The organism is Hoylesella buccalis ATCC 35310, assembly GCF_025151385.1.
In the GTDB taxonomy this organism is placed as follows: Bacteria; Bacteroidota; Bacteroidia; order Bacteroidales; family Bacteroidaceae; genus Prevotella; species Prevotella buccalis.
The window spans coordinates 2,539,659-2,563,430 of sequence record NZ_CP102287.1; the positions used below are offsets into that span (position 1 = coordinate 2,539,659).

18 protein-coding genes are annotated in these 23,772 nt (G+C 46.0%); 7 read left to right on the plus strand and 11 right to left on the minus strand.

Translation table 11 applies throughout. The features are described 5' to 3' along the window. The first annotated feature begins 172 nt into the window (after positions 1 to 172). The 4 genes from NQ518_RS10485 (at position 173) to NQ518_RS10500 (ending at position 6,066) form a co-directional block, all read left to right on the plus strand. Positions 173 to 1,465 carry a histidine-type phosphatase gene (locus NQ518_RS10485; RefSeq protein ID WP_227206468.1) on the plus strand — a complete coding sequence of 431 codons (1,293 nt, stop codon included), beginning with the start codon at positions 173 to 175 and terminating at the stop codon, positions 1,463 to 1,465. 176 nt (positions 1,466 to 1,641) lie between these two features. After that, positions 1,642 to 1,953 carry a hypothetical protein gene (locus NQ518_RS10490; protein WP_227206466.1) on the plus strand — a complete coding sequence of 104 codons (312 nt, stop codon included), beginning with the start codon at positions 1,642 to 1,644 and terminating at the stop codon, positions 1,951 to 1,953. A 225-nt stretch (positions 1,954 to 2,178) separates the two neighbouring features. After that, a complete protein-coding gene (locus tag NQ518_RS10495; RefSeq protein WP_227206464.1) occupies positions 2,179 to 4,299 on the plus strand; it encodes a TonB-dependent receptor in 2,121 nt (706 codons plus the stop codon). Positions 4,300 to 4,419: 120 nt separating this feature from the next. Continuing rightward, complete coding sequence (locus NQ518_RS10500) at positions 4,420 to 6,066, plus strand: hypothetical protein (RefSeq protein ID WP_227961972.1); 1,647 nt, start codon at positions 4,420 to 4,422, stop codon at positions 6,064 to 6,066. A gap of 361 nt (positions 6,067 to 6,427) precedes the next feature. Here NQ518_RS10500 and NQ518_RS10505 read toward each other — a convergent pair whose 3' ends face one another. Continuing rightward, complete coding sequence (locus NQ518_RS10505) at positions 6,428 to 6,634, minus strand: type II toxin-antitoxin system Phd/YefM family antitoxin (protein ID WP_227206461.1); 207 nt, start codon at positions 6,632 to 6,634, stop codon at positions 6,428 to 6,430. Between the two features lie 60 nt (positions 6,635 to 6,694). After that, positions 6,695 to 9,457 carry a DNA polymerase I gene (polA, locus tag NQ518_RS10510; RefSeq protein ID WP_227206459.1) on the minus strand — a complete coding sequence of 921 codons (2,763 nt, stop codon included), beginning with the start codon at positions 9,455 to 9,457 and terminating at the stop codon, positions 6,695 to 6,697. An 86-nt stretch (positions 9,458 to 9,543) separates the two neighbouring features. On the opposite strand from polA, the gene NQ518_RS10515 reads away from it, so the two are divergent. Both NQ518_RS10515 and NQ518_RS10520 read left to right on the plus strand, forming a co-directional pair. Then, positions 9,544 to 10,521, plus strand: a complete 978-nt coding sequence (locus NQ518_RS10515) for a polyprenyl synthetase family protein (protein WP_227206457.1) — start codon at positions 9,544 to 9,546, stop codon at positions 10,519 to 10,521. A gap of 78 nt (positions 10,522 to 10,599) precedes the next feature. Then, a complete protein-coding gene (locus NQ518_RS10520) occupies positions 10,600 to 11,964 on the plus strand; it encodes an alpha/beta hydrolase (protein WP_227206455.1) in 1,365 nt (454 codons plus the stop codon). 90 nt (positions 11,965 to 12,054) lie between these two features. On the opposite strand, the gene deoC is transcribed toward NQ518_RS10520, so the two are convergent. The 8 genes from deoC to mnmG form a co-directional block, all read right to left on the minus strand. Next, on the minus strand, positions 12,055 to 13,005 hold the full coding sequence (gene deoC / locus NQ518_RS10525) for a deoxyribose-phosphate aldolase (protein ID WP_227206453.1): 951 nt from the start codon (positions 13,003 to 13,005) through the stop codon (positions 12,055 to 12,057). 3 nt (positions 13,006 to 13,008) lie between these two features. Beyond that, positions 13,009 to 13,332, minus strand: coding sequence for a nucleotide pyrophosphohydrolase (locus NQ518_RS10530; RefSeq protein ID WP_227206451.1), 324 nt, complete (start codon positions 13,330 to 13,332; stop codon positions 13,009 to 13,011). A gap of 31 nt (positions 13,333 to 13,363) precedes the next feature. Further along, on the minus strand, positions 13,364 to 13,816 hold the full coding sequence (gene dtd, locus NQ518_RS10535) for a D-aminoacyl-tRNA deacylase (protein ID WP_227206449.1): 453 nt from the start codon (positions 13,814 to 13,816) through the stop codon (positions 13,364 to 13,366). Between the two features lie 342 nt (positions 13,817 to 14,158). Then, complete coding sequence (locus NQ518_RS10540; RefSeq protein ID WP_227206447.1) at positions 14,159 to 14,554, minus strand: hypothetical protein; 396 nt, start codon at positions 14,552 to 14,554, stop codon at positions 14,159 to 14,161. A gap of 275 nt (positions 14,555 to 14,829) precedes the next feature. Further along, positions 14,830 to 15,258 (minus strand): hypothetical protein, encoded by a 429-nt coding sequence (locus NQ518_RS10545; RefSeq protein WP_227206445.1) that lies wholly within the window; start codon positions 15,256 to 15,258, stop codon positions 14,830 to 14,832. A gap of 129 nt (positions 15,259 to 15,387) precedes the next feature. Beyond that, positions 15,388 to 17,226, minus strand: coding sequence for an excinuclease ABC subunit UvrC (gene uvrC / locus NQ518_RS10550; RefSeq protein WP_227206443.1), 1,839 nt, complete (start codon positions 17,224 to 17,226; stop codon positions 15,388 to 15,390). 150 nt (positions 17,227 to 17,376) lie between these two features. After that, positions 17,377 to 17,907 (minus strand): adenine phosphoribosyltransferase, encoded by a 531-nt coding sequence (locus NQ518_RS10555; protein WP_004350676.1) that lies wholly within the window; start codon positions 17,905 to 17,907, stop codon positions 17,377 to 17,379. An 80-nt stretch (positions 17,908 to 17,987) separates the two neighbouring features. Further along, entirely contained in the window at positions 17,988 to 19,859 is a 1,872-nt protein-coding gene (gene mnmG, locus NQ518_RS10560; RefSeq protein ID WP_227206441.1) for a tRNA uridine-5-carboxymethylaminomethyl(34) synthesis enzyme MnmG, read from the minus strand. Between the two features lie 320 nt (positions 19,860 to 20,179). Between mnmG and NQ518_RS10565 the strand changes: the two genes are divergently transcribed. After that, the gene (locus NQ518_RS10565; RefSeq protein WP_227206439.1) at positions 20,180 to 22,741 is read left to right on the plus strand and encodes a beta-N-acetylglucosaminidase domain-containing protein; all 2,562 of its coding nucleotides are present in this window, start codon (positions 20,180 to 20,182) and stop codon (positions 22,739 to 22,741) included. An 86-nt stretch (positions 22,742 to 22,827) separates the two neighbouring features. Here NQ518_RS10565 and NQ518_RS10570 read toward each other — a convergent pair whose 3' ends face one another. Beyond that, the gene (locus tag NQ518_RS10570) at positions 22,828 to 23,748 is read right to left on the minus strand and encodes a YitT family protein (protein WP_102696315.1); all 921 of its coding nucleotides are present in this window, start codon (positions 23,746 to 23,748) and stop codon (positions 22,828 to 22,830) included. Between the last annotated feature and the right edge of the window lie 24 nt (positions 23,749 to 23,772).

A 23,772-nucleotide genomic window follows, 5' to 3' on the forward strand; every position in this document is an offset into this window, starting at 1 on the left:
TGTTTTGACAAAAAGAGCATGCGCAGTTTGCAAGGATGCGTGTTTTACACAGTTGCTGCAAAAACTCTTTGAGGCAAAGATAACATAACTTTTGCAAAGCATCAAGTAAACGCTTTGCTTTTTCTTGCAAAAGCATTACTTTTGCATCATTCATGAATCAATAGTTACCACGATGAACAAAACTTTAATCATCCTGTCTTTGTGCTTTTGTTGGATTACCTCCAACGCTCAACTTTCTAAAACCGAGATTCGCAACAACCCTTTGTTGGCTGCCAACGGCTATTACGCTTATCCTGGTCCGCTCAAACCGCAGCTCACGCCCGCACCAAAGGGATATGTTCCGTTTTACATCAGTCATTATGGACGGCACGGTTCGCGCTATCTCATTGACCCAAACGATTACAACAGTCCGCTTCGCACGCTGCAACAGTCCGACAGCCTGGGAAAACTCACCTCTTTGGGCAAGGAGGTGTTGCGCAAAGTAACCCTGATTTGCAACGAGTCGAAAGGCCGATTGGGCGAGCTAACCTTACGCGGAGCCGAGCAACATCAGCAGATAGCGCGCCGCATGTTCGAGCGTTTTCCGGAAGTGCTGAGTGGAAAAATAAACGTAGATGCCAAGAGCAGCACCGTTATTCGCTGCATCTTGTCCATGGAAAATGCGTTGCAGCAGCTGGCAAAGCTCAATCCTCAACTGCACATCACGCACGATGCCAGTGCGTATGACATGCCCTATTTGGTGTATGGCGACACGGCTTTGCACAAATACAAAATGCCCGGAAACGTAAAAGATATCTACGAGGCCTTTGCCAAGCGACATGACAACCATGTAGGAGTGATGAACCGAATTTTCAAGGATGAAAGCTATTGGCGTGAACACGTCGACGCAACACGATTAAACACCCAACTTTACAACCTTGCCAGCAACGTGCAGAGCACCGAACTGCGCCACCAGCTGTCGCTCTTAGATCTCTTTACTCACGACGAGTTGTATGATGCTTGGCTCAAAACCAATGCGTGGTGGTACATCAACTATGGGCCGTCGCCCTTGAATGGCGCTGTTCAGCCCTATTCGCAACGCATGTTGCTGCGCCGCATCATCACCGATGCCGACAGTTGCGTGGCTCTCTCCCACCCCGGCGCAACGCTTCGTTACGGACACGACACGATGGTGATGCCCCTGGTGTGCCTGTTAGACATCAATGGTTACGGCAAACAGATTGAGGATTTGGAGCGTTTGGATGATGAGAATTGGCTGGATTACCGCATCTTCCCCATGGCCTGCAACCTACAGTTTGTGTTCTATCGCTCGCAAGCGCATCCACACGACATCCTCGTGAAGGTGCTTCTGAACGAAGACGAAACCACTCTACCCCTCCCGACCGACATCGCTCCCTATTATCATTGGGACGACTTTAAGACTTATTATCTGAACAAAATAGATCAATTTCAAACCAAGAAGTAGCCGAAGGTGATCCGTTTTTACGGTTGTCAAACGCTTGTAAAGAAACAATATTTTTGTTAAGATAAATGAAAAAATAGTGACAATAATGGTATCTTTACCATGCGATTACCATATTTTGTCTATTTTTGCGTACTAAAGATAGTAAGGTTATTTTAGTGCGAATGATGACAAGAAGGATGAAACGCAGATTGATGGCGTGGATGATGGTGCTTACCTTCATCTCGGCTCTTCTTGTTAAAGACGTTCATGCGCACAGCATAAATGTACAGCACTTAGACCAAACAGAGCAACATCAACCCACAGTACAGGCGTATTGTTACATTTGTAACTTTGACCTGTGCAAGATGAGCATGCCCAAACTCTTTGTTTGGCAGTCTGTGTTGCTTGTAAAGCGTATTGTTAAACCGCTATTTACAACACAAATCGTTTATCGTGAACCGCTTGCGGTAAACGCGCATTCGCCACCTTTTTTAATTCATAATTCTTAATTCATAATTCATAATTCGGAGGAGAGAGACTTCTTTCGGCTGAAGAATGATGATATTCATACCCCTGTTTTATGCAAAGATAGTACGAGCTGAACGCAATCAAACTTGTTTGTAATTGCTGAGGCGATGCCTATCTTATTGAAAAATAGTGCAAACTGAAGGCCATTCAATCATGATTGGATGGCTGTGTCGGTGCCTATTGAATGAAAAGGAGAAATTATACAAATGAATAAAAAGGAAAAACTATGGCTTATCATCCTATTGTCGTGTATGTTGATGAGCAATAGAACGTTGGTGAGTGCGCAGGATATTGAACACATACCTCGGCAACATCTAAAAGATACCATTACTTTGGGCGAGGTAGTGGTGAAGAGTAAGCGACAAATTGTTACGCCCAACAGTGTGAGTGCCACACTCACTCAAGATGATATTGCCCGTGCCGCGGGTAAGTCTTTGGCGTCGATGTTAGAGAACGTCAGTGGGGTGAGCATGCTTCAGACGGGTTCCAACGTTGCCAAACCCGTGATACACGGCATGTATGGCAACCGAATATTGGTAGTGAGCCGAGGCGCTAAGCTTACCGGACAGCAGTGGGGGATAGACCATGCGCCGGAAATCGACAAGAATGCCTTCAACGACGTGGTGGTTGTGAAAGGCTCTGAGTCGGTAAGATATGGCGCTGAGGCATTGGGTGGTATCATCTTGATGAATGCCAAACCCTTGCCGTATGGCGCTCCTCAGATGCAAGCCGACGTGATGAGCTACTATGGAAGCAACGGACGGCAGATGGGAACGGTAGGATACATGCAGGGAACGATGCCTTTTAACCGCCAAATAGCGTGGAGCTTGCAAGGCACTTTTGAACACTCGGGCGACCGAAGTACGGCGGCTTATCTGCTTAACAACACGGGCATGCGGCAACGCAACGCCGTTTTTTCGCTTGGATACCAGCACAACCAGTGGCGCATTGAGACGGGTTACAGCTTGTTTTGGCAGAAAATGGGGGTGATGCGTAGTGCGCAAATGGGCAACGAGCAGTTGCTGCAAGAGCGCATCAGGATAGGGCAACCGGTTGAGTTTACGCCTTTTACCTATCAAATAGATTATCCCTTTCAGCGCGTGGCGCATCATACCGCCTTTGTCAATGTTTATTATCAGCCCAGTAGGCGCGTGAAATGCAGTTGGCAAACCACCTATCAAGCCGACGACAGGCGTGAAAATCGCATCCGTCGCATGAACCATTCGGACATCCCTTCGGTTAGTCTTTTCTTGCAATCACTGCAATCACAATGGCATTGGAGTAAACTGTCTGACCGTTGGAAGACAGAGTGGGGGGCGCAAGGTATGCTCATGAAGAATAGTAATGAGCGTGGAACGGGAGTGGTACCTGTAATACCCAACTATACAGAGACCACCCTTGGTGCTTATGCGTTGCGCAAATATCTGGGCGATACATGGGGTGTAGAGGGCGGAACAAGGTTTGATTACCAGCTTACCCGTGCCGATGGTTACGATTGGACCGGGCATCGATACGGCGGAAGCAGGCACTTTGAGAACGTTACCTTTACGCTTGGGGCACATCAGCATTTTACCAAACAACTGACACTTGCCTCGAACGTGGGCATGGCATGGCGCGCACCACACGTTTACGAACTGTTTAGTAATGGCAACGAGCTAAGCTCTGGCATGTTTGTGCGTGGCGACTCCACGCTCCGTTCAGAGCAGAGTTACAAGTGGGTGACCTCACTCAGCTACGCCAACACATGGGTGCAAGCCCGGGTGGATGGATATGTGCAATGGATTAATCATTACATTTACGATTATCCTACGCACGAGAACATCGTCGTAGTGTCTGGAGCATACCCCGTATTTCAATACGTTCAGACCAATGCCTTGTTTCGTGGAGTGGATGTAGATGCGCATTTTTACCCCTTGCGTACGATTGATTATCGCGTGTTTGCATCATGGATATGGGCAAACGAACAACGAACCAAGGCGTATTTGCCGTACATTCCGTCGTTTAAGCTCACACAACAACTGTCGTGGAAGCCTGCTGTCAGTGGGGCTTGGCATCCTTCTGTGGGCATTGAACATCGCTATGTAGCCAAACAACGCAGGTTTAATGCGGCTACCGATCTAACAGATGATACGCCTGCGGCATACCATTTGGTGGGCTTTAACTGTGGTGTTACCTGGAAAATGCCTCACCATCAACAACTATCCTTGTTGTTCGAAGGAACCAATGTGTTGAATCAATTGTATAAGGAGTACACCAATCGAAGTCGTTATTATGCACACGACTTGGGTAGGGACATTCGTTGTACCCTTCGCTGGAAGTTTAATTGAGATAGTTGACGAGTTCACGAGTTAACAAGTTGACCAGTTGATAGTTTGCGGGTTCATCAATAATGATAACCGTATTCATCATTTTATAAAAAACAAACATAATCAAAATAAAAAAAAACAATGAGAACAAAGACCATATTTTCAACCGTTTTCGCATACCTCTGTATGTTGTTGATATTTGTAGTAGTATCGTGTAAGCCCGAAGAGGCTGTCGATGAAACAAAAAACAAGTTGCACGAAGACCCGGTGAAGGCCGTTTTTACCCTACAAGAGGGGTCCATCAAGGGTAACAAATCGTTTAACCAGCAGTTGGTGTTGGCAGATTTTACCCCATCAACAACGCCGGCACAACAAATCGTTTGGGAAATAACACCCAAAGAAGGGTGGCACGTTAGCAGTGCGCTCAAACACTTTCAAGTGAAGAGCGTCAAGGAGAATCCAGCGGTAGTGTACCACCTGTCCATTGAATATTATAATAGTAAGGGGCAGAAAATCAATCACCAGTTCTTTGATTTGGGACAAGATAAGATACACCAGCACTTCTTTTCGCTGTACAAAACCACTACGGTGTTGGGCAAGACAGGCAAGGCTCGCGTGACAGATAAGAGCCAATTGCCCTACGATTATTGCTATGTGGACCAATACAATGGGGTAGACATGGGGGCTACCAACCCCGTTGGATTTGACGGGTTGTTGCAGATTGTGCATCCGAGTGAAGCGTTCAACCTGTCAGTAGACTTGCTGCATGCGGCTCAAAGCAAATATGATAAGGACAATCGGTTGTCACCTTTCTATCTTCCTGCAGCGGTTCTCACCTCTACCGGTCAGTGGGACATTACGGTGTCGCTGCCCTTTGATGTAGACGGACAGGTGGCTCAAGGGGACGTGAAACCTCTCGATGCGTCGATGTTTCAACCCAAAACGGTGGAAATAGAGGTGTACGAGGGACATTTGCATGGCAAAAAAGCGTTTCATCAAAACGGATATTCAAAGAATAATGAATATTTGGGGAAGTCGTATCGGTTGAAATACACCTTAGAAAACAATCGGTGGGTGGCTGATAAAACAAATCCTGCATGGGTGAACGTCTTGGGAAGTGCCAAAGAATATGCCATCTATGCCTTCGCATTGCGCTATTTCAACGATAAGCATGAGGATATAACGGGGCAGATTGTGGACAAGGGTGAAGGCCAACACCATCAACATTTCTTTACCGCAAGCAATATCAAACCTTCGTATGGTGGGGTAGAGGAGGCTACGGATGGCAACAACTCCGACTTTTTCAATTACACCTATTGCGACACTGATCCATGGAATAAGACCAATCATGATGACCATGCTGTTTTTAATGATGACAATCATCCCATTGGACTCAAAGGTTATTTTGCCTTTAAGCGTGCGCATAAGCAGTTTACGTTGAGCGTTAGGTTGATGCGTGCGCGGCAGTCAAAGTTGGTGGGGGGAAAGCCTTCTGTCTTTTATCAGCCAACCAAGCAACAGCAAGCCGAAGAGACATGGATGCCAAGCATAGACATTCCGGTGAGAGTATATATGGACGTGGACGAAAAAAGCCTGGACATGATTGATGATGGCAGCATTCAACACTTTGAAACAATGAAGCTGAGCGACCTTTCTAATCGCGACCAAGGCATCGTAACGACAATGATGAAAGCCTTCGACCTGAAAGATTTTAAGGTGGCTCTGGCAGAGTTTTATTGGCTGATGAACGACACTCCCGATCACGACGGCAGTGGGTTTTGGTTCTAATGCAGTTCTGTAAACTGCTTGATGCAACACAGCTTGGCAGGTTATGCTGCGCCCTTTGCGGTACATGTAACCGCTCGGGTGCGAGATGAGCCTGCCAAGCTGCTTCCTATCCTCATCCATGCGTTACCCAACGTATGGATGATATTTTTTCCGTCTCCATGCTACTGCCCTTCAATCTCTATGCTTTTGGTGTCCAAACTCAATGCTTTTGAAGGCCAAACTCAATGCTTTTGGAGTTCAAACTCAATGCTTTTGAAAAGTGTTTTCTTGATATTTTGTAACCAATTGGTATTCAGTTGGTTTTGATATTGCGGCGAGTGAGGTTCTCAGGCGTGGCCAACGTCTTCAAGGCATCATTCGTTTATTTGTTGTTATCGCATGGGGTAGGGGGCTCGTTTGATTGTTGTCGCCATTCAATGGCTTTCAGGCGGTTGTACTCTTCCATGGGAAGTATCACCACACTCTTGTCACCTGGGCGTTGTACCAACAGCGTTTCGTTGCCGTTGGCCACTTCATCCATGTAGCTGATGGGGTCGGTCGCGTATCTTAGGATATCTATTATTTTCATGTAAGTAGTCGTTTGGGTTTGTGTGTTCGCGGTGCTTTGTCCCGCAAACGGCATAGGTTGTTAGTGCGCTTCCAGCCAGTTTTTACCCCAACCGCCATCGGCTATCAGTGGAACCCGCAGCGGATAAGCGTTTTGCATCTCTTCCATCACGATGCGTTCAACCTGCTCTTTCTCCTCGGGCAGCACGCTGAAATTAAGTTCGTCGTGTACCTGAAGAATCATTTTTGATTGGATGTTCTCTCGTTTGAACCGTTCGTAAATGCGTATCATCGCCACCTTGATGATGTCGGCAGCCGACCCTTGGATGGGGGCATTGATAGCATTGCGCTCTGCAAAACCACGAACGGTAGCGTTGCGGCTGTTGATATCGGGGAGATAGCGGCGGCGATGGAAGAATGTTTCCACATATCCTTGCTCGCGAGCCGTTGTTTTAGCCTGTTCCATGTAGTCGTATACCTGCGGAAAGGTGGTGAAATAGCCGTCGATAAGCTGTTTGGCTTCGTTCCGATCGATGCCCAATCGTTCTGCCAAGCCAAACACCGTGATGCCATAGATGATGCCGAAGTTGGCGCGTTTGGCTTTGGTTCGTTCATCACGCGTCACGTCTTTCATGTCCTTTCCGTATATTTTGGCAGCGGTAGCAGCATGGATGTCATAGCCATGTTCAAAAGCCTCGATCATGTGTTTGTCACCACTGAGATGCGCCATGACACGCAATTCTATCTGACTATAATCAGCAGAGAAGAACAAACAACCGTCTTCGGGGATGAAACACTTGCGTATTTCCTTCCCATCCTCGCCCCGTACGGGGATGTTTTGCAGGTTGGGATCGCTCGAGGAGAGCCGACCTGTGGCCGTTACGGTTTGGTTGAACGAGGTGTGGATGTGTCCTGTTCGGGGATTGATGAGCTTGGGTAGGGCATCGACATACGTTCCCAAGAGTTTCTTCAGTCCACGGTAATCTAAGATGAGGGTTACTATTTCGTTGCCAGCCGCATATTTTTGTAGTTCCTCTTCACTGGTAACAAACTGCCCGGTCTTTGTCTTTTTGGGCTTTTCGGCTATTTGTAATTTGCCGAAAAGAATGTCGCCCACCTGTTTAGGAGATGACACATTAAATGACTCGCCAGCCAGTTCGTGAATCTGATGCTCCAAATCCAGCATTCGTTTGGTGAAGTTTTCTGACGTTTCCTTCAACGCTTCGGTGTCTATGCGCACGCCGTTCATTTCCATTTCGGCCAGTACGTTCACCAAAGGCATTTCCATTTGGTAGAACAGATTAGCGACTCCGGCTTCCTTGAGTTTAGGTTCGAGCGCGTTTTTAAGTTGTAATGTGATGTCTGCATCTTCGCAAGCGTACAGGTAAACATCGGTAGGAGCGAGGTCGCGCATGTTCTTTTGGTTCTTTCCTCGCTCGCCAATCAGTTCTTCAATATGAATGGTTTGATAGTTGAGGTACACCTCCGCCATGTAATCCATGTTGTGACGAAGTTCAGGTTGCAGCACATAATGGGCGATCATGGTGTCGAACATCGGTCCTTTTAGTTCGATACCGTAATTGCGAAGCACCTCCATGTCGTACTTGATATTTTGTCCTACTTTCACAATCTCCTCGTTTTCATAGAGAGGTTTGAATATTTTAACAAGATTTACGGCATCTTCACGGTTAGCCGGAACAGGCACATAAAATGCCTTTTTCGGCTCAACAGCAAAGCTCAAACCAACCAATTCTGCCTCCATGGGGTTGGTTGAAGTGGTCTCTGTGTCTAGACTGAGAATTTTATTTGTTAAGAAAAAGTCACAAATCCGATGCGCTTCTTCTTGACTATCAATGAGTTTGTATTCGTAATGACCCGTTTTAAGGCTCTCAAAACTCGCGTTTTTTGGCTCAATCTGCCCAATTGCCGAGGATTCTGCAAAGAGATTGAGCTGTTTGTTTGCTGTTTTTGGGTTATTTTGTGATTTATTAAGGATTCTGTTGGCGAACGTTTTGAATTCCAATTCGGTGAAGATTTCGGCCAATTTATTTTCATCAGGTTGTTTCAACTTCAATTCATCCAGATTTAACTCGATGGGGACATCGGTGCGAATGGTTGCCAAGAATTGGGACATCTTAATATCCTCGATGGCATTCTCCACTTTCTCGCGCAACTTACCTTTAATCTCTGCGGTTCGTTTCAACAGCTCCTCCACAGAGCCAAACTGATTGATAAGTTTTGAAGCGGTCTTTTCTCCCACGCCTGGACACCCCGGAAAGTTGTCTGCCGAGTCACCCATCAGTGCCAAAAGGTCGATGACTTGTAGTGGGGTAGTGATGTTGTATTTGTCGCATATCTCTTTTACACCCAGCGTTTCGTAACCCCCTCCGTGCCGTGGACGGTACATGAAGACGTTCTTTCTCACCAATTGTCCATAGTCTTTGTCAGGGGTAAGCATATAAGTATCAATGCCTTTTTTGCCCGATTTCATCGCTAATGTGCCGATAACATCGTCGGCTTCGAAGCCGTCTACTTGCAAACTTGGAATGTGGTAGGCCTCCAATATTTGTTTGATGATAGGTACCGCTTTCTTAATGTCTTCGGGTGTGGCTTCCCGTTGAGCCTTGTAAGCGGGGAAAGCCTCGTTCCTAAAGGTAAGTCCATGGTCGAATGCCACGCCAATATATGTGGGATTCTCTTTTGTCAACACCTCGTTGAGGGTGTTGCAAAAGCCCATGATAGCCGATGTATTGAGGCCTTTGGAGTTGATACGCGGGTTGTTGATGAATGCGTAATACGACCTATAAATGAGTGCATAGGCGTCCAAGAGAAACAGTTTGTCCATATTTTAGTGTATTATTCCTGTAAAATTACGAAAAAAATGGAACAAATAGGGATTTATTCTGTATTTTTGTGACAAAAATAGCAAGCATGGACTATTTATCCTTGATACAACAACCTATTGTCGATGAATTGAATGACTTTGATTACCTGTATAATGAATCATTGTCACACGGTGATGGACTGCTCTCGCAAGCACTTTCTCACATTCGTCAACGAAAGGGAAAGCGCATGCGGCCCATGCTTATTTTGTTAATAGCGAAGAACTTTAGTGGGGTTACCTCGACCGCCCAACATGCTGCGGTGGGCTTGGAACTGCTGCATACCGCCAGCCTTGTCCACGATGATGTGGTGGACGAGAGTGGCGAACGTCGTGGACAGGCATCGGTGAATGCTACCTATGACAACAAAGTGGCGGTGCTGGTGGGCGATTATATCCTGTCAACGGCTTTGTTGCAGGTTTCTTTCACCCATTCGGAAGCCATTATTCAAAACCTTGCCAACCTTGGTAGAACCTTGTCGAATGGTGAGATTTTGCAGCTGAGCAATATCCAGAATCAGGACATTTCGGAAGAAGTATATTACCAAGTCATTAAGCAAAAGACGGCTGCTTTGTTCGAATCGTGTGCCGTGATTGGCGCACAAGCAGGCAAAGCAACACCCGAAGAGGTGGAGGCAGCTCGTGAATTTGGACAGACGTTGGGTATTATTTTCCAGATTAGGGATGATATTTTCGATTATTTTGAATCGAAAGAGATTGGCAAACCCACTGGCAATGATATGGTAGAGGGGAAACTTACCCTCCCTGTTATTTATGCCTTGAATTCTACGCACGATGCCACCATGCTTCAATTGGCACATAAGGTGAAGGAAAACACGGTGACGCCCGATGAAATCGCACAATTGGTAACTTTCACCAAGCAGCAGGGTGGCATTGAATATGCCGAACAACGCATGGGCGAATTGCATCAACAAGCATTGGCTTTTATAGACATGCATGTGGCGGATGCCGATATTAAGAAGGCTTTGCAGGCCTATATCGACTATGTGGTGAAGCGTACTAAATAAGGAGTACGAACACCTTTTGCTGCCTTGTTTTTGTTTTGAGCGTGGTAGATTACCTGTAATAATCATATTTTTTTAGTCATGAAAACAAGATTTCTCACTTTTATGCTTCTGTTGTGTGCTTCCGTTTGCGTATCGCATGCACAGAAATTGGAAGGTAGTTGGACGGGCAAACTGTCGGTTCAAGGTGTACAATTAACGCTTGTCTTTCACATTGAAAAGGACAAAAACAGCGGTTTCATCGGTACGATGGATAGTCCTGACCAAAGTGTAAAAGGTGTTCCTGCCACAGTGAACAGTCTTACAGCCGACTCTGTGGATATTGCTATCTCCTCTATTGGGGCTCGGTATCTCGGCAAACAGCAAGGAGACCACATTCAAGGAACGTTTACACAGTTTGGGAGGTCTTTCCCCTTGATGCTCAATCGTGGTGTGGAGGAACTAAAAAGACCGCAAACTCCGCATGCGCCTTATCCTTATCTAACAGAGGAAGTGACCTTTCAAAACGCCAAGGCGAATGCCGTTTTCTCGGGAACATTGACTTATCCTGTAGGGTATGAGCAGATGAACAAGCAGAAAGTACCTGTGGTACTGATGGTAACAGGTAGCGGTCAGGAAAATAGAAACGAGGAAATATTCGACCATCAGCCTTTCTTAGTCTTGGCAGATTACTTGGCTCGCCATGGCATTGCTTCGCTTCGGTACGATGACAGAGGGTTTGCAAAGTCAACAGGTGATGCTTCTCAATCGACGATGAAAGACAATGCGGAGGATGCCCGCTGTGGGTTCAACTACCTGAAAAGCCTGAAAAAGTTTGGAAAGATAGGTGTCATGGGACATAGTGAGGGTGGTAGTATTGCCATGATGTTGGCAGCAGCGGGCTTACCCGATTTCATTGTGAGTCTTGCAGGGGTTGCTGGACGTGGTGATAGCTTGATGTTGAAGCAAGTATATCAAGCGATGGAGGCGAGAGGTGGTGCTTCTTTCGCCCGCGATTACTGTAAGGTGTTGGGGGCTATTTATGCTTATAGAAATGCCAAGAAAGACATTTCTCACCCCGAAGCCGTGTTAGACTCCTTGTTGAAACAAACTAATGTGTCGCTCCCCGCATTGAGCCGGCAAAGTTTGTTACCCGTTATCACCATGCAAACTCCATGGGTTCTCGATTTCATCGCTACCGACATGGCTTGCTATCTTCCAAAAATCAAGTGTCCTGTCATGGCGGTGAATGGTAGTAAAGATGTGCAGGTAGATGCGCACGACAATCTTTCTGCCTTGCGAAAAGGCTTGAAACCCAACAAAAAGAACCTGATTAAAGAATACAAAGGACTGAACCATCTGTTCCAACACTGTACTACGGGGCAGACAACGGAGTATCGATTGATAGAAGAAACCTTTGCGCCAGAGGTGATGCAAGACATCGTTGATTGGATCAAGGCACTTTGATGATGCTAAAAAGCTCAAGCGGATATACATTTCTGAGGTGTATATCCGCTTTTGTACAAGGTATTTTTTTCAGTTGCTTCTATTGTATCATTAGAAGAATTTTACTTCCTTTCCTTCAATTTCGCTGAGCAACATGTTCGCCAAGCGACTGGTACCTAAGCGGAACCACTTGTTGGTAAGCCATTTTTCGCCTAACACTTCTTTCACAATGGTGTAGTAGATGAGGGCGTCCATCACCGAGTTGATGCCGCCAGCAGGCTTAAAACCTATCTGAATGCCCGTTTCATCGTAGTATTCCTTGATGGCTTGGCACATCACATACGCAGCTTCTGGCGTGGCTGCCACCTTCTCTTTGCCCGTAGAAGTCTTGATGTAATCGGCTCCGGCATACATGGAAAGGATAGAGGCTTTTTTGATGTTTGAGGCTGTTTTTAAGCATCCTGTCTCTAAAATCACCTTCATGGCTGCGTCTCCGCAAGTTTCTTTCAACTCTTGTATATCCTCGCACATCTCTTCGTAATTGCCGCTTAGGAATTTGCCTACAGGCATTACGATGTCAATCTCCGTAGCTCCATCTTTCACTGCCAATGCTGTTTCGGCTACCTTTACCTCGATGAGGGCTTGTGAAGAGGGGAAACTGCCCGACACGCAGGCTATTTCAACGCCTTCGACCTCCAAGGTGTCGCGTACCGCTTGAGCAAAACAAGGATACACGCAGATGGTGGCAACGTGGGGAAGGTCAGCGTATTGCGTGTCAAACTGGTTTACTTTTTCGGTAAATGCCATGATGCTTTCGTCCGAATCGGTGCATTTCAATGAGGTCAGTTCGATGCTTCCAAACAGGAATTTCTTCACCTCAAGGGTGTCATTGGTATGTACTTTCTCTTCGATAATCTTCTTAACCGCCTCACGAACGTCATCGTCGTTGAGATTGGTGTTGAACTTTTTCAAAGCCTGTTCGTACTTATTGACTGTTTGCTTGGGCGCATTCTTAGCGTTCAATTGCTCTTTCGATGCTTCTATGTTTTGTTTGATAGCCATTATTTATTGAAGTTTTGGGTTGTTAATATGTCTTGTTTTATCTCTGTTTGTTTTCTTCTTCATGTTTTCTTCAAAAGCTTCGGTCAGGTCAACCCCTGTTTGGTTGGCCAGACAGATGAGTACCCACAGCACATCCGCCATTTCATCGGCAAGATTAGGTGTCTCTCCTGGCTTGAAACTTTGGTCGCCATAGGTGCGTGAGATGACGCGTGCCAACTCGCCAACCTCTTCGGTGAGGCACGCCATGTTGGTGAGTTCGGAGAAATAGCGCACGCCATATTCCTTAATCCAGCGGTCTACTTGTTGCTGTGCTTCTTTGATTTCCATATTTTGAACCTTGTTCTTGGGGGTGTTTGCGTTACTCTTTATTTTTGGTATCCATGCAGATGGTTACCGGACCATCGTTCACTAATTTCACCTGCATATCGGCACCAAACTCGCCAGTGCCAACTTCTTTCCCCAATTGGGCACTCAAACGTTTGCAAAACAACTCGTAGAGTGGGATAGAAATCTCGTGCCCTGCAGCATGTATGTACGAGGGGCGATTGCCTTTTTTATATGATGCCATGAGGGTAAACTGGCTCACTACTAATATTTCGCCATTGATGTCGAGGATAGATTTGTTCATAATCCCCTGTTCATCATCAAACACACGAAGGTTGACAACCTTCTTTACAAGCCATTCAATATCGTCTTCGGTATCATCTTCACCTATCCCTAAAAGGATTAGAAAACCTTGCTGAATGGACGATTTCATCGTGTCTTTGATGCTTACCGATGCATCTGAAACTCTTTGTATGACAATTCTCATATTACAAAGATATTTATTTTTATGGTGCAAACCAAATAATCATTCGATAATTGAGCACATCTTTTATCTTCACGCGCTTTTCCTTTGATCTATAGGTAGTTATGGAGGCATTTTAATTGCATTGACTTTAGCGGCCAATCTCAATGACTTTGGTGCTTAAACTCATTGACTTTGACGGCCAATCTCCATGCAATTGAAAAGTCATGTTATTCTCCTTGTTTTGCTGATGTTGTGCATCACGTTGTATGTGGTAGTTCTGTTCATGAAAAATCTCCCATTTGTCATCGCTTGACAGATGGGAGATGGGTTGCCAAAAGCCCGATGAAATGGCTCTTTTTGGTCTTATAGCATTGCGGCAATGGCTTGTGCTGCTTCGCCCTCAAAGTATTTTACATCACAAATGGGCGTGTTGCGGAAGTCGGCATAACTCAGCACTTGGATGGCAACAAACTGTTTGTCGTCGGTTACGCATGCCTCGAGGCGGTAGTTGCTGATGCTCAGTTTCGCCGGTGGTGTCACCTTTTTTGCCAGGCTTGCTATTTCTGTTTCCGCTGCATTGATGAGTTTCACGTATGCCTGAGCATCTTCCGCACTGTAGTAGTTGATGACCGCGTTCAGCTTGCTGTTCGTGGGTGTGTATGTGGCTTTGCTGCCAATGCCTAAGAACCCTTTTGAAATCTTGATATTTGAATTGTTGGCAATGGTTTCTGCCATCTCTAAATTATTTATACTTGCCATAATTTTCTTCTTTTTATTGATTGTCTTGTTGAGTTGTTTTCGAGCTGCTCAAAAACCTATATAATCCTGATATACAGGTCGTTGGCACTTCTTTTCGGAATTTTTGAACCGATTGAAGGTAAGGTAGCCATGTTTATGACCTCTCTGTGGGCGAGTGGTTGGCTACCTTGCTATCGACATGTTTGAAGCAGCTTTTACGATATTTTAGTGAAATCTCATTGTACGCACAGGATTTGATTGGTTACGATGTGCGTACTGAATAGAAAGAAGATTGGTCAACGAATGATTTGCCTCAATGCGATGACGTAATAATCGCATGCGGCAGAGGATGGAATAGGGGTTGTGACCGTTGTGAGGTAGCGGTCGATTCCTTGAAAATGAAGCGAATAAAACTTATTGTGAAATGTGTTTTGGCTAAGCAGATGTGTTGGCTTAGCTGTAAACGAGGGCAGGATGCGCTGTGGGCGGGTGTTGCATAGGCGTACGGTTTGACTGGTGTCGGTGATGAGGGCTGTTTGTCTTTGGGCCGGTTCTATCGTGTCTTCGTAGATGCGGTCTTTGTTCTTTTCATCATCGGAATACCCGGACGTGCAGCCTTCTTCAGCCATGCCAGGCCTCGTATCGTTGGCATGTGCTATGCAAGTGTTCTGGTTACCAAGCAGTAGGACCAGAAAAAGCAGTAGGGTCTGTATCCAGGTTTTCATCAGTTAGTTGACGTCTTTTTGATAAGTTGTTTCTAAAGGATGCAGGTAGTGTGTACTACTGTCAGCGGCTATGAGATTGAGTTCAAATTGCCGTTGCGCAGCCTATTGGCCGCAAAGATAAGCATTTTTTTATGGATTGTTGGGGTGAAAATGATTGAAAATGATTTTTGCCTTTGTTTCTTTGATGATTTCGGTGAGCGTTTCAAGATCTGCGTCTTTGATTCTTTTCACGCTTTTCAGGGCTTTCAGGAGTAGCTCTTTGGTTTTGGGACCGATGCCTTTGATGTCGTCTAATTCGCTGTGTAGTGCGTGTTTGCTTCGTTTGTCGCGATGAAAGCTGATGGCATATCGATGCACTTCATCTTGAATGTGCGTGAGGAGGTGGAAAAGTTCGCTATCTGCCTTTAAACCAATGACTTGTGGTGGAAAACCGAATAAAAGTTCGTTGGTTCTGTGGCGGTCGTTTTTAGCCAGTCCTGCGATGGGTATGTGCAGGTGCAGTTCGTCTTCTACCACCTCTCTTACTACCTCCATCTGCCCTTTTCCGCCATCGGTGATAATCAAGTCGGGTAGGGGTGTCTGCTCTTCCATCATCCTGCTGTATCGGCGACGCACCACCTCTTGCATGGAAGCGTAATCGTCTGGACCGCTCACGGTCTTGATGTTGTATTTGCGGTAGTCTTTCTTTGAGGGTTTCATGCCCTTGAATACGATGCAGCCTGCTACGGCATCGGTGCCGGATATGTTAGAGTTGTCGAAACATTCGATATGATAGGGCAGCTTGGGGAGCTTGAGTTTGGTTTGCAATTCCTTCATCAAACGGGTCTGTTTTTGTTCCGGATTGAGCTTTTCCGATCGTTTGAGTCGATCAAATTTATACTGTTTCCCGTTCATTTCAGACAGGTCCAGCAGGTGTTTTTTGTCCCCACGTTGGGGGATGAAGAAGGTAGCATTGCTCAAACTCCAGTTGATGTCGAAGGGTACGATGATCTCTTTGGCCTTGCTTTTAAACCTGCTTCTGATTTCTTGAATGGCAGTAATGAGCAGTTCTTCATCGGTTTCATCAAGTTTTCGTTTGTATTCAAAGGTAAAACTCTGGTTGATAGTGCCGTTTTTGACGTGGATGTAGTTGATGAATGCGTTCTTTTTCTGGTTGTCATCTGTGAGGGTAAACACGTCTAAGTCTTGTATGGTGTTGCTTACTACCTCACTCTTCGCCACGAAATTGTTGAGCATTTCGTATTTTTGCTTAAGCTCTTCAGCCTCTTCAAACTTCAGTTCTTCTGCCTTTTTTAGCATTTGTTGGTAGAGTATTTTGCTCACTTCTCGGGTGTTTCCCTTTAATATTTCACGGGCTTGAGCAATGTTTTCCTGATAGTTTTCATGTGTCTGTTTTCCCACGCAGGGCGCTTTACAGTTGTGAATGTGATACTCCAAACAAGCTTTATACTTGCCTTGACTGATACCTTCTGGGGTGATAGGGAAGCGGCAGGTGCGTGGTTTGTAGAGTTTTTTGATGAGTTCAAGAAGAGAATACATGATTGCGATTTGGCTATAGGGACCATAATAGGTGCCAAATCGCTTGTCAATGCGCCTGGTTTTGAAGATTCTGGGTAGATATTCTTTCGTCACACAAATGCTTGGGTAGGTCTTTCCGTCTTTCAACAGTACGTTGTAGCGTGGATTGTACTTCTTAATAAGACTGTTTTCGAGTAGCAGTGCATCCTCTTCTGTATTGACTACGGTGTAAGTGATGTCCCAAACTTTACTGACAAGGACCTTGGTTTTGTAGCGATCTACTTCCTTTCTGAAATACGAAGAGACACGATTTTTCAAGTTCTTGGCCTTACCTACATATATAATTTGGTGGTCTTGATCATAGAATTGGTAGCTGCCAGGCTTCCCAGGCATGCTCAACGCTATACTTTTTAGATGGTCAATTCTCTTTAAGTTTTCCTCTTTGTTCATCGCTATAAGTCCCTGTATCACAAGAAATGATGGCCTAATTGTTTCATGTGAAACATCTGCGTGTCCTTCAGTACGGAGCGCTCCGACGCAAATATCGTGAGAGGGTAGTGGAGTTTACTTTCCACTACCGCTTACATTTGTTACTGTTGGTTAAAATTGCAACAGTGATTCAATCTCGATGTCTTTGTCAAACTGCTCTCTGCAGTGTGGGAACTCGCTCTTGAGTTCAATGATAAAGTTTGCATAAATCTTCTTTGGATGGAACTTCTTCACAAGATCACAGGCCGCTTTCATTGTCCCTCCAGTTGCTAACAGGTCGTCGTGTAATAGAACAATGTCATTCTCGTTGATAGCATCTTTATGAATTTCGATGGTGTCGATGCCGTATTCTTTGGCGTAACTTTCTTGTACTGTTTCGCAAGGAAGTTTGCCTGGCTTGCGACATAAGACGATTCCAGCACCTAATTTGATAGCGATGGCGGATGACATCACAAAGCCACGACTCTCGATTCCCACAATCTTTGTGATGCCTTTGTTTTTGTATAATTCGTACATTTCATCGCTGATGGTTCGTAAACACTCAGGATTTTTGAATAGAGTAGTAACATCTCTGAAGTTCACTCCTTTGATTGGCCAATCTTGTATGCTGCGCAAATTGTCCAAAAGTAATTTGTTGTTCATTATTAATGCGTTATGTTGTTATTAAATATCTTATTGTTTCATGTGAAACATATCTGCCATATGATTCCTTTCGATATAAGTTATCTCCCTAATAGAACCAGAAGAACATTGATATCGCTTGGTGAAATACCCGGTATTCTGCTGGCTTGTGCGAGCGTTTCGGGGTCGATTCGCTCTAACTTTTGGCGAGCTTCCGTAGATAATTCATGTAATTCGCTATATTGAAAGCGTCCTTTTATCTTGATATCCCTTAGGCGGTGCATCTTTTCGGCCATGAGTTTTTCACGCTCAATATAACCTTTATATTTGATTTTTATCTCTGTTGCCTCTGCAATCTCTTCCTTTCGGTTGCGAGGTTTATTAAGCATTTCTTTCAAAGTCGTGATATGTTCGGCAAGTTGTGTCAACGATACTTGTGGCCGCCCCACGAGGTCAGATATCTTGGAGGTGCCGTGAAGGGGGGAAGTTCCTATGCTTTCAAGGAAATTGTTGATTTCATTCGGTTTAATCGGTGTTTGATTACAGAAATCAAGAAGAGCCTTAATGCTTTCCTTCTTCTCCATCCACCAATCGTAACGCTCGCGATTTGCCAGGCCTAATTGGTACGCTTTCTCCGTCAATCGTGCGTCGGCATCGTCTTGCCTTAATAGAATTCTGTATTCAGCGCGTGATGTAAACATGCGATAAGGCTCATCAACTCCTTTGGTTGTCAAGTCATCTATCAGCACACCGATGTAGCTTTCATCACGGTGCATGACGAAAGGTTCGCTGTTGGTGCAATGCAGTGCAGCGTTCACTCCAGCCACCAAACCTTGTCCGGCCGCTTCTTCATATCCGGTAGTGCCGTTCACTTGCCCAGCTAAGAACAAACCTTTCAAAACCTTCGATTCCAACGTTTGTTTCAATTGGGTAGGGTCAAAGTAATCATACTCTATGGCATAGCCGGCTCGGTAGATTTTTGCATCGCGAAAAGCGGGTATCTTGTGGATTGCTTCCAGTTGTATATGCAGCGGCATACTCGATGAAAAGCCGTTCAAATACATTTCGTTGGTGCTTTCTCCTTCAGGTTCTAAAAACAGTGGATGCTGGTCTTTGTCGGGAAAAGTAACAAGCTTTGTCTCCACCGAAGGGCAATAACGAGGGCCTGTACTTTGTATTTGTCCGTTGAAAAGGGGAGAATCTGACAATCCTTGCCTCAATACTTCGTGACATTCTTGATTGGTATAACATGTCCAACAAGGTAGTTGTTTCAGCTTTCTATGTTCACTCATGTAGCTGAATTGATGGAAATCGTTCTCGCCATCCTGCCGTTCCATGTCCTCAAAATGCACCGTTCGCGCATCTATTCTGACAGGAGTACCCGTCTTCATGCGATCCACACGGATGCCGTGTCTCGAAATACTTTCACTCAAATGATACACCGCAGGCTCGGCACAACGTCCGCCTGGCAGTTGATGTCGCCCGATATGCATCAGACCATTCAAGAAAGTTCCTGCTGTGATAACTACGCTTTTCGCTCTAAACTCAACTCCCCAAACCGTAATTACGCCAACGGCTTCTCCGTTTTCTACGATTAATTCGTGGGCTTCATCTTGCCAAATGTCAAGAAGTGGGGTGTTGTCCAACACTTTTCTCCATTCCCAGATGTATTTTCCTCGGTCGCATTGTGCGCGAGGACTCCACACAGCAGGTCCTTTACCCTTGTTGAGCATACGAAACTGGATGGCCGTTGCGTCGGTAATGAGGCCCATCTGTCCCCCCAAAGCGTCAATCTCGCGAACGATTTGTCCTTTCGCTATGCCGCCAATGGCTGGGTTGCAACTCATCTGTCCCACCTTGTTCATGTCCATGGTGATGAGACAAGTACTTGCTCCCATGTTGGCCGATGCCGTCGCTGCCTCGCAACCAGCGTGTCCACCACCTATTATTATAACGTCGTATTTGAATTTCATATTAATCAATTACCTTTCTTCTCCATGGGCATTTCTTGTTTCTGCGAGCCTGACAAGGCCTTTTCGTTGCCCAAATCTGTTATCCTTTTGAATCGTTGTGTCATTGCGCAGGCATTATTGTAAATGTCTGATAAACAAAGAACACAATACATCGCAAAAGTACGCAATAAATTTTAATTATGACTTGATTACGAATTAAAAACCCTCTTTACTCCGATTTATTCAGTTTATTTTATCTATCTTTGCGTCAAATTGTCGTGGAACATCCCGGTAGAACAATGGTAGGATTGGATTCCTACCGTCCCTTATCTTTTTAAATTATGAATTATCTTAAACTTGGAACTATTTTATTCGTAGGACTTTTGTCCTCCCATGTGAGCATGTCACAAGTGTCTGGTTTCGATTTGTCATCACAACGCAAGGAAAGTGCAGACGTACCAAAGCTGACAGGGCATCAAGTTGATCACAAAGGATTGATAATCAATCCCGTACCTAACTATCTCAATCTTTCCATTAGTGGAACATTAGACGTCACGACTGGGGTCAAATTATCTACTAAACTCGGTCGGCAGAAACGAGATATCAAAGAGGATTTGGCCTTTCTGCCCTTGCAATCCGCTGGCGTTCCCTTGAACATTGCCTTGGAAAATACAGTTAAAAGCTGCAGTGTGAAGCCCGTCAGCGGCGCTTATTCGTTGCGCATTAATCGGCAAGGCATTGATATTGTGGGCTATGATGATGCCGGTGTGTACTATGGCATCCAGACTTTGCGCCAGATTATGGAAAGTCCCATCGCCCAAAACGGCAAGACCCTGCCTTATTTGGAGGTCAATGATTATCCCGTATTCCCATACCGTGGCATCATTGAAGGATTCTATGGCACCCCCTGGTCACACAAGGTGCGCCTATCGTTGATTGATTTTTATGGCAAATACAAGTTGAACACATACGTTTACGGACCCAAAGACGACCCCTATCACAGTTCACCCAACTGGCGAAAGCCTTATCCGGCGGACGAAGCTAAGAACATTCATGAGCTGGTAGAGGCCTGTGATAAAAACAAGGTAGAGTTTGTTTGGGCCATTCATCCAGGCAAAGACATCAAGTGGAATGAGGAAGATTACAACAACCTGAAGCACAAATTCGACCTGATGTACCAACTGGGAGTCCGCTCGTTCGCCATCTTCTTTGATGATATCTCTGGTGATGGAACCAATCCAGCCAGGCAAGTAGAGCTGTTGAACCGCCTGACAAAAGAGTTTGTCAAGGTCAAAGGAGACGTTTCGCCACTCATCATTTGTCCCACAGACTATAGCCGAGCCTGGGCCAACCCAACGCCCGAAGGCAGCTTGTCGGTGTATGGTCGAACCTTAGACCCATCGGTGAGGGTGTTCTGGACAGGCGATGTCGTATGCAGTGACGTCACACGAACGACCTTAGCGTGGGTCAATTCACGCATCAAGCGACCGGCTCTGTTTTGGTGGAACTATCCCGTGACCGACTATGTGCGCCACATCGTGTTGCAAGGACCCGTCTATGGATTGGAAAACACCGTCACCGCAGGCGAGATGACCGGTCTGCTGAGCAATCCCATGGAGCATGGTGAAGCCTCTAAACTTGCTTTGTACAGCGTTGCTGACTACGCTTGGAACCCTACAGCCTATAACGCATTGGACAGTTGGGAGCGCGGATTGGCGGTGATGGCACCGCAGGCAAAGGACGCATATCGCACCTTTGCCATCCATTCTGCCGACACAGAAACGGGTTATCGGCGTGACGAATCGTGGGAAACAACAACCTTCAGCTTCGACCATTACACCCCAAAACAATATGATGACCTCATGCGTGAGTTCGAAAAGATAGAGAAGGTGCCGGCACAGTTGGAACAAGGATTGGCCAACCGAGGGCTGTTCAACGAGTTGCGTCCATGGCTCACCGAGTTCGGCAAGTTAGGAACGCGCGGTAAAAATGCGTTGAAACTCATGGAGATGTTTAAGCATGAAGCCCCGGAAGCATTCTGGAACAGCTATGTGCAGAACCTCATGAGCGCGGAAGACAAGAAGACTTACGATGCTCATCGGTCGGGAACCATGAAGCTACAGCCGTTTTATGAAAAGGCCATGGAGGACATGAGCGAGGCCTTCTATGAGCAACTCGCGGGGAAAAAGTCAGCCATACAGCGTCCCATCGGATCTTATCCCAGCGTGTATACCACGCAGAGCAAGCACATGTTGGATGCCGATTCCCTCTCATTCTATCATTCGGGCATCGCACAAAAGACGGGTGATTGGGTTGGACTGGACCTGGGAAAGGTGATGCCGATTTGGGAAGTTGACCTCAAGCAAGGCCGCAATGCGACAGATGACGTAGATTATTTCGACCATGCCATCCTTGAATGCTCTGCTGACGGACAGACCTGGCACCCCCTCATCGCCGACCTTCAGAAGCAGTACGATATTCATTGGACGGGGCAGGGTGTGCAGGGACGCTATGTACGCTTGCGCAAACTACCTTCAGAGAAGACCCATTGGTTGGCCATTCGCACGTTCAAGGTCAATCCTATCACGTTGTCACACCTGGATTTTGACGTACACACAGACCAAGGCGAGAAGGCCATCCGTGCTTTTGATGAACAACCTTTGACCTCTTTCCATCTTGCTGGCACCCTTTCGTTCGACATTCCAAAGCATACGCAGCGTTATATTTTGCTGATGAAGCTGCCCGAAAATCAGTCGGTCAAGGTGAAACAACATGACAAGAAGGGACGTGTTGTGGCTGAAACTACCGTTAGCTCATCCTTCCATCAACTTGATGTCGCGAAAAAAGCTACCCGCCTAACCATCGAGGGCAACGCAGAAATTTTTGAAATCATCCGCAAGTAAGCGAATAAAAATAAGGTGTGCCAGTTTGATGACACACCTTATTTTTATGCCGATTCATCAGCACATCGTCTTTTGTTTGGCCTTGATTAACGGGTGGGTTCTTCTTTTTTAGCTTGCGCCACTCGTGGTGATTTCTTCTTTTTGTTCACCTTGAACTTGTCAAAGCCCAGTCCGTATACACCGATAACCGCACTCTGAGAGACAAAAGCCTCTGGGTCTATCTCGTCAATCGTTCTGAAAATCATGGACGACTCGGTTTGTTTGGCCAGCACGAAAAGCATTTTCATGTCGCGTCCAGAGTAAAATCCGTTGCCCGTGAGCGTGGTACATCCTCGTTGAACCGTCGTATTGATGGCCCTACCTATCTCTTCGTATTTTTCTGAGATGATGAAGAATTGAACCGACCGTCGGTTCATGTTCACCACTTTGTCCACGCAAGCCGAAGAAACAATGAGCACCACATAGCCATACAACACCTGCTCCCAGTCGTGCAGCACCAGGTAGCTGGATGTGATGATGGTGATGTCGCAGAGAAGGATGACCTTTCCCAGCGAGATGTCATGATATTTGTTAATCATGGCCGCAATGACATCCGTTCCACCTGTGCTGCCGTTGCTCGACAATCCCATTCCGATGCTCGACCCCATGAGCACAGCTCCCAGAATGGCCGCCATGAAAGGTTGGTCGTTGATGATTGCCTCATCGTGCGTCACCTGTCTGATGAGCCACACAAACATGGCGAACGTCAGGGCGGCATAGATGGTCTTGACGCAAAATCGCCACCCCAGAATCTTGAGTGCAAAGGCCAGCAGGGTGGCGTTGATGACTAGGTAAGTGACCTCTACGGGAATATTAAACCCCCAATAGATGATAGACGAGATACCTGTGATGCCGCCCATACCGATGTGGTTGGGCAACAAGAAGACGGTTAGGCCTAAGCTACCCATGAGCATGGCCAGTGTGATGACGGCGTAATCTTTCAGTTCTGATTTCTTTTTTCTTGGCATGGTGAGTTTGTTTTTTTAGCGTCT

Coding starts and splice junctions, on each gene's coding strand:
- NQ518_RS10540 (WP_227206447.1), bottom strand. CDS start 14,554: ATGGCAAGTATAAATAATTTAGAGATGGCAGAAACCATTGCCAACAAT.
- deoC (WP_227206453.1), bottom strand. CDS start 13,005: ATGGCTATCAAACAAAACATAGAAGCATCGAAAGAGCAATTGAACGCT.
- NQ518_RS10520 (WP_227206455.1), top strand. CDS start 10,600: ATGAAAACAAGATTTCTCACTTTTATGCTTCTGTTGTGTGCTTCCGTT.
- NQ518_RS10490 (WP_227206466.1), top strand. CDS start 1,642: ATGAAACGCAGATTGATGGCGTGGATGATGGTGCTTACCTTCATCTCG.
- polA (WP_227206459.1), bottom strand. CDS start 9,457: ATGGACAAACTGTTTCTCTTGGACGCCTATGCACTCATTTATAGGTCG.
- NQ518_RS10530 (WP_227206451.1), bottom strand. CDS start 13,332: ATGGAAATCAAAGAAGCACAGCAACAAGTAGACCGCTGGATTAAGGAA.
- NQ518_RS10495 (WP_227206464.1), top strand. CDS start 2,179: ATGAATAAAAAGGAAAAACTATGGCTTATCATCCTATTGTCGTGTATG.
- uvrC (WP_227206443.1), bottom strand. CDS start 17,226: ATGAACAAAGAGGAAAACTTAAAGAGAATTGACCATCTAAAAAGTATA.
- NQ518_RS10565 (WP_227206439.1), top strand. CDS start 20,180: ATGAATTATCTTAAACTTGGAACTATTTTATTCGTAGGACTTTTGTCC.
- dtd (WP_227206449.1), bottom strand. CDS start 13,816: ATGAGAATTGTCATACAAAGAGTTTCAGATGCATCGGTAAGCATCAAA.
- NQ518_RS10545 (WP_227206445.1), bottom strand. CDS start 15,258: ATGAAAACCTGGATACAGACCCTACTGCTTTTTCTGGTCCTACTGCTT.
- NQ518_RS10500 (WP_227961972.1), top strand. CDS start 4,420: ATGAGAACAAAGACCATATTTTCAACCGTTTTCGCATACCTCTGTATG.
- NQ518_RS10555 (WP_004350676.1), bottom strand. CDS start 17,907: ATGAACAACAAATTACTTTTGGACAATTTGCGCAGCATACAAGATTGG.
- mnmG (WP_227206441.1), bottom strand. CDS start 19,859: ATGAAATTCAAATACGACGTTATAATAATAGGTGGTGGACACGCTGGT.
- NQ518_RS10505 (WP_227206461.1), bottom strand. CDS start 6,634: ATGAAAATAATAGATATCCTAAGATACGCGACCGACCCCATCAGCTAC.
- NQ518_RS10570 (WP_102696315.1), bottom strand. CDS start 23,748: ATGCCAAGAAAAAAGAAATCAGAACTGAAAGATTACGCCGTCATCACA.
- NQ518_RS10515 (WP_227206457.1), top strand. CDS start 9,544: ATGGACTATTTATCCTTGATACAACAACCTATTGTCGATGAATTGAAT.
- NQ518_RS10485 (WP_227206468.1), top strand. CDS start 173: ATGAACAAAACTTTAATCATCCTGTCTTTGTGCTTTTGTTGGATTACC.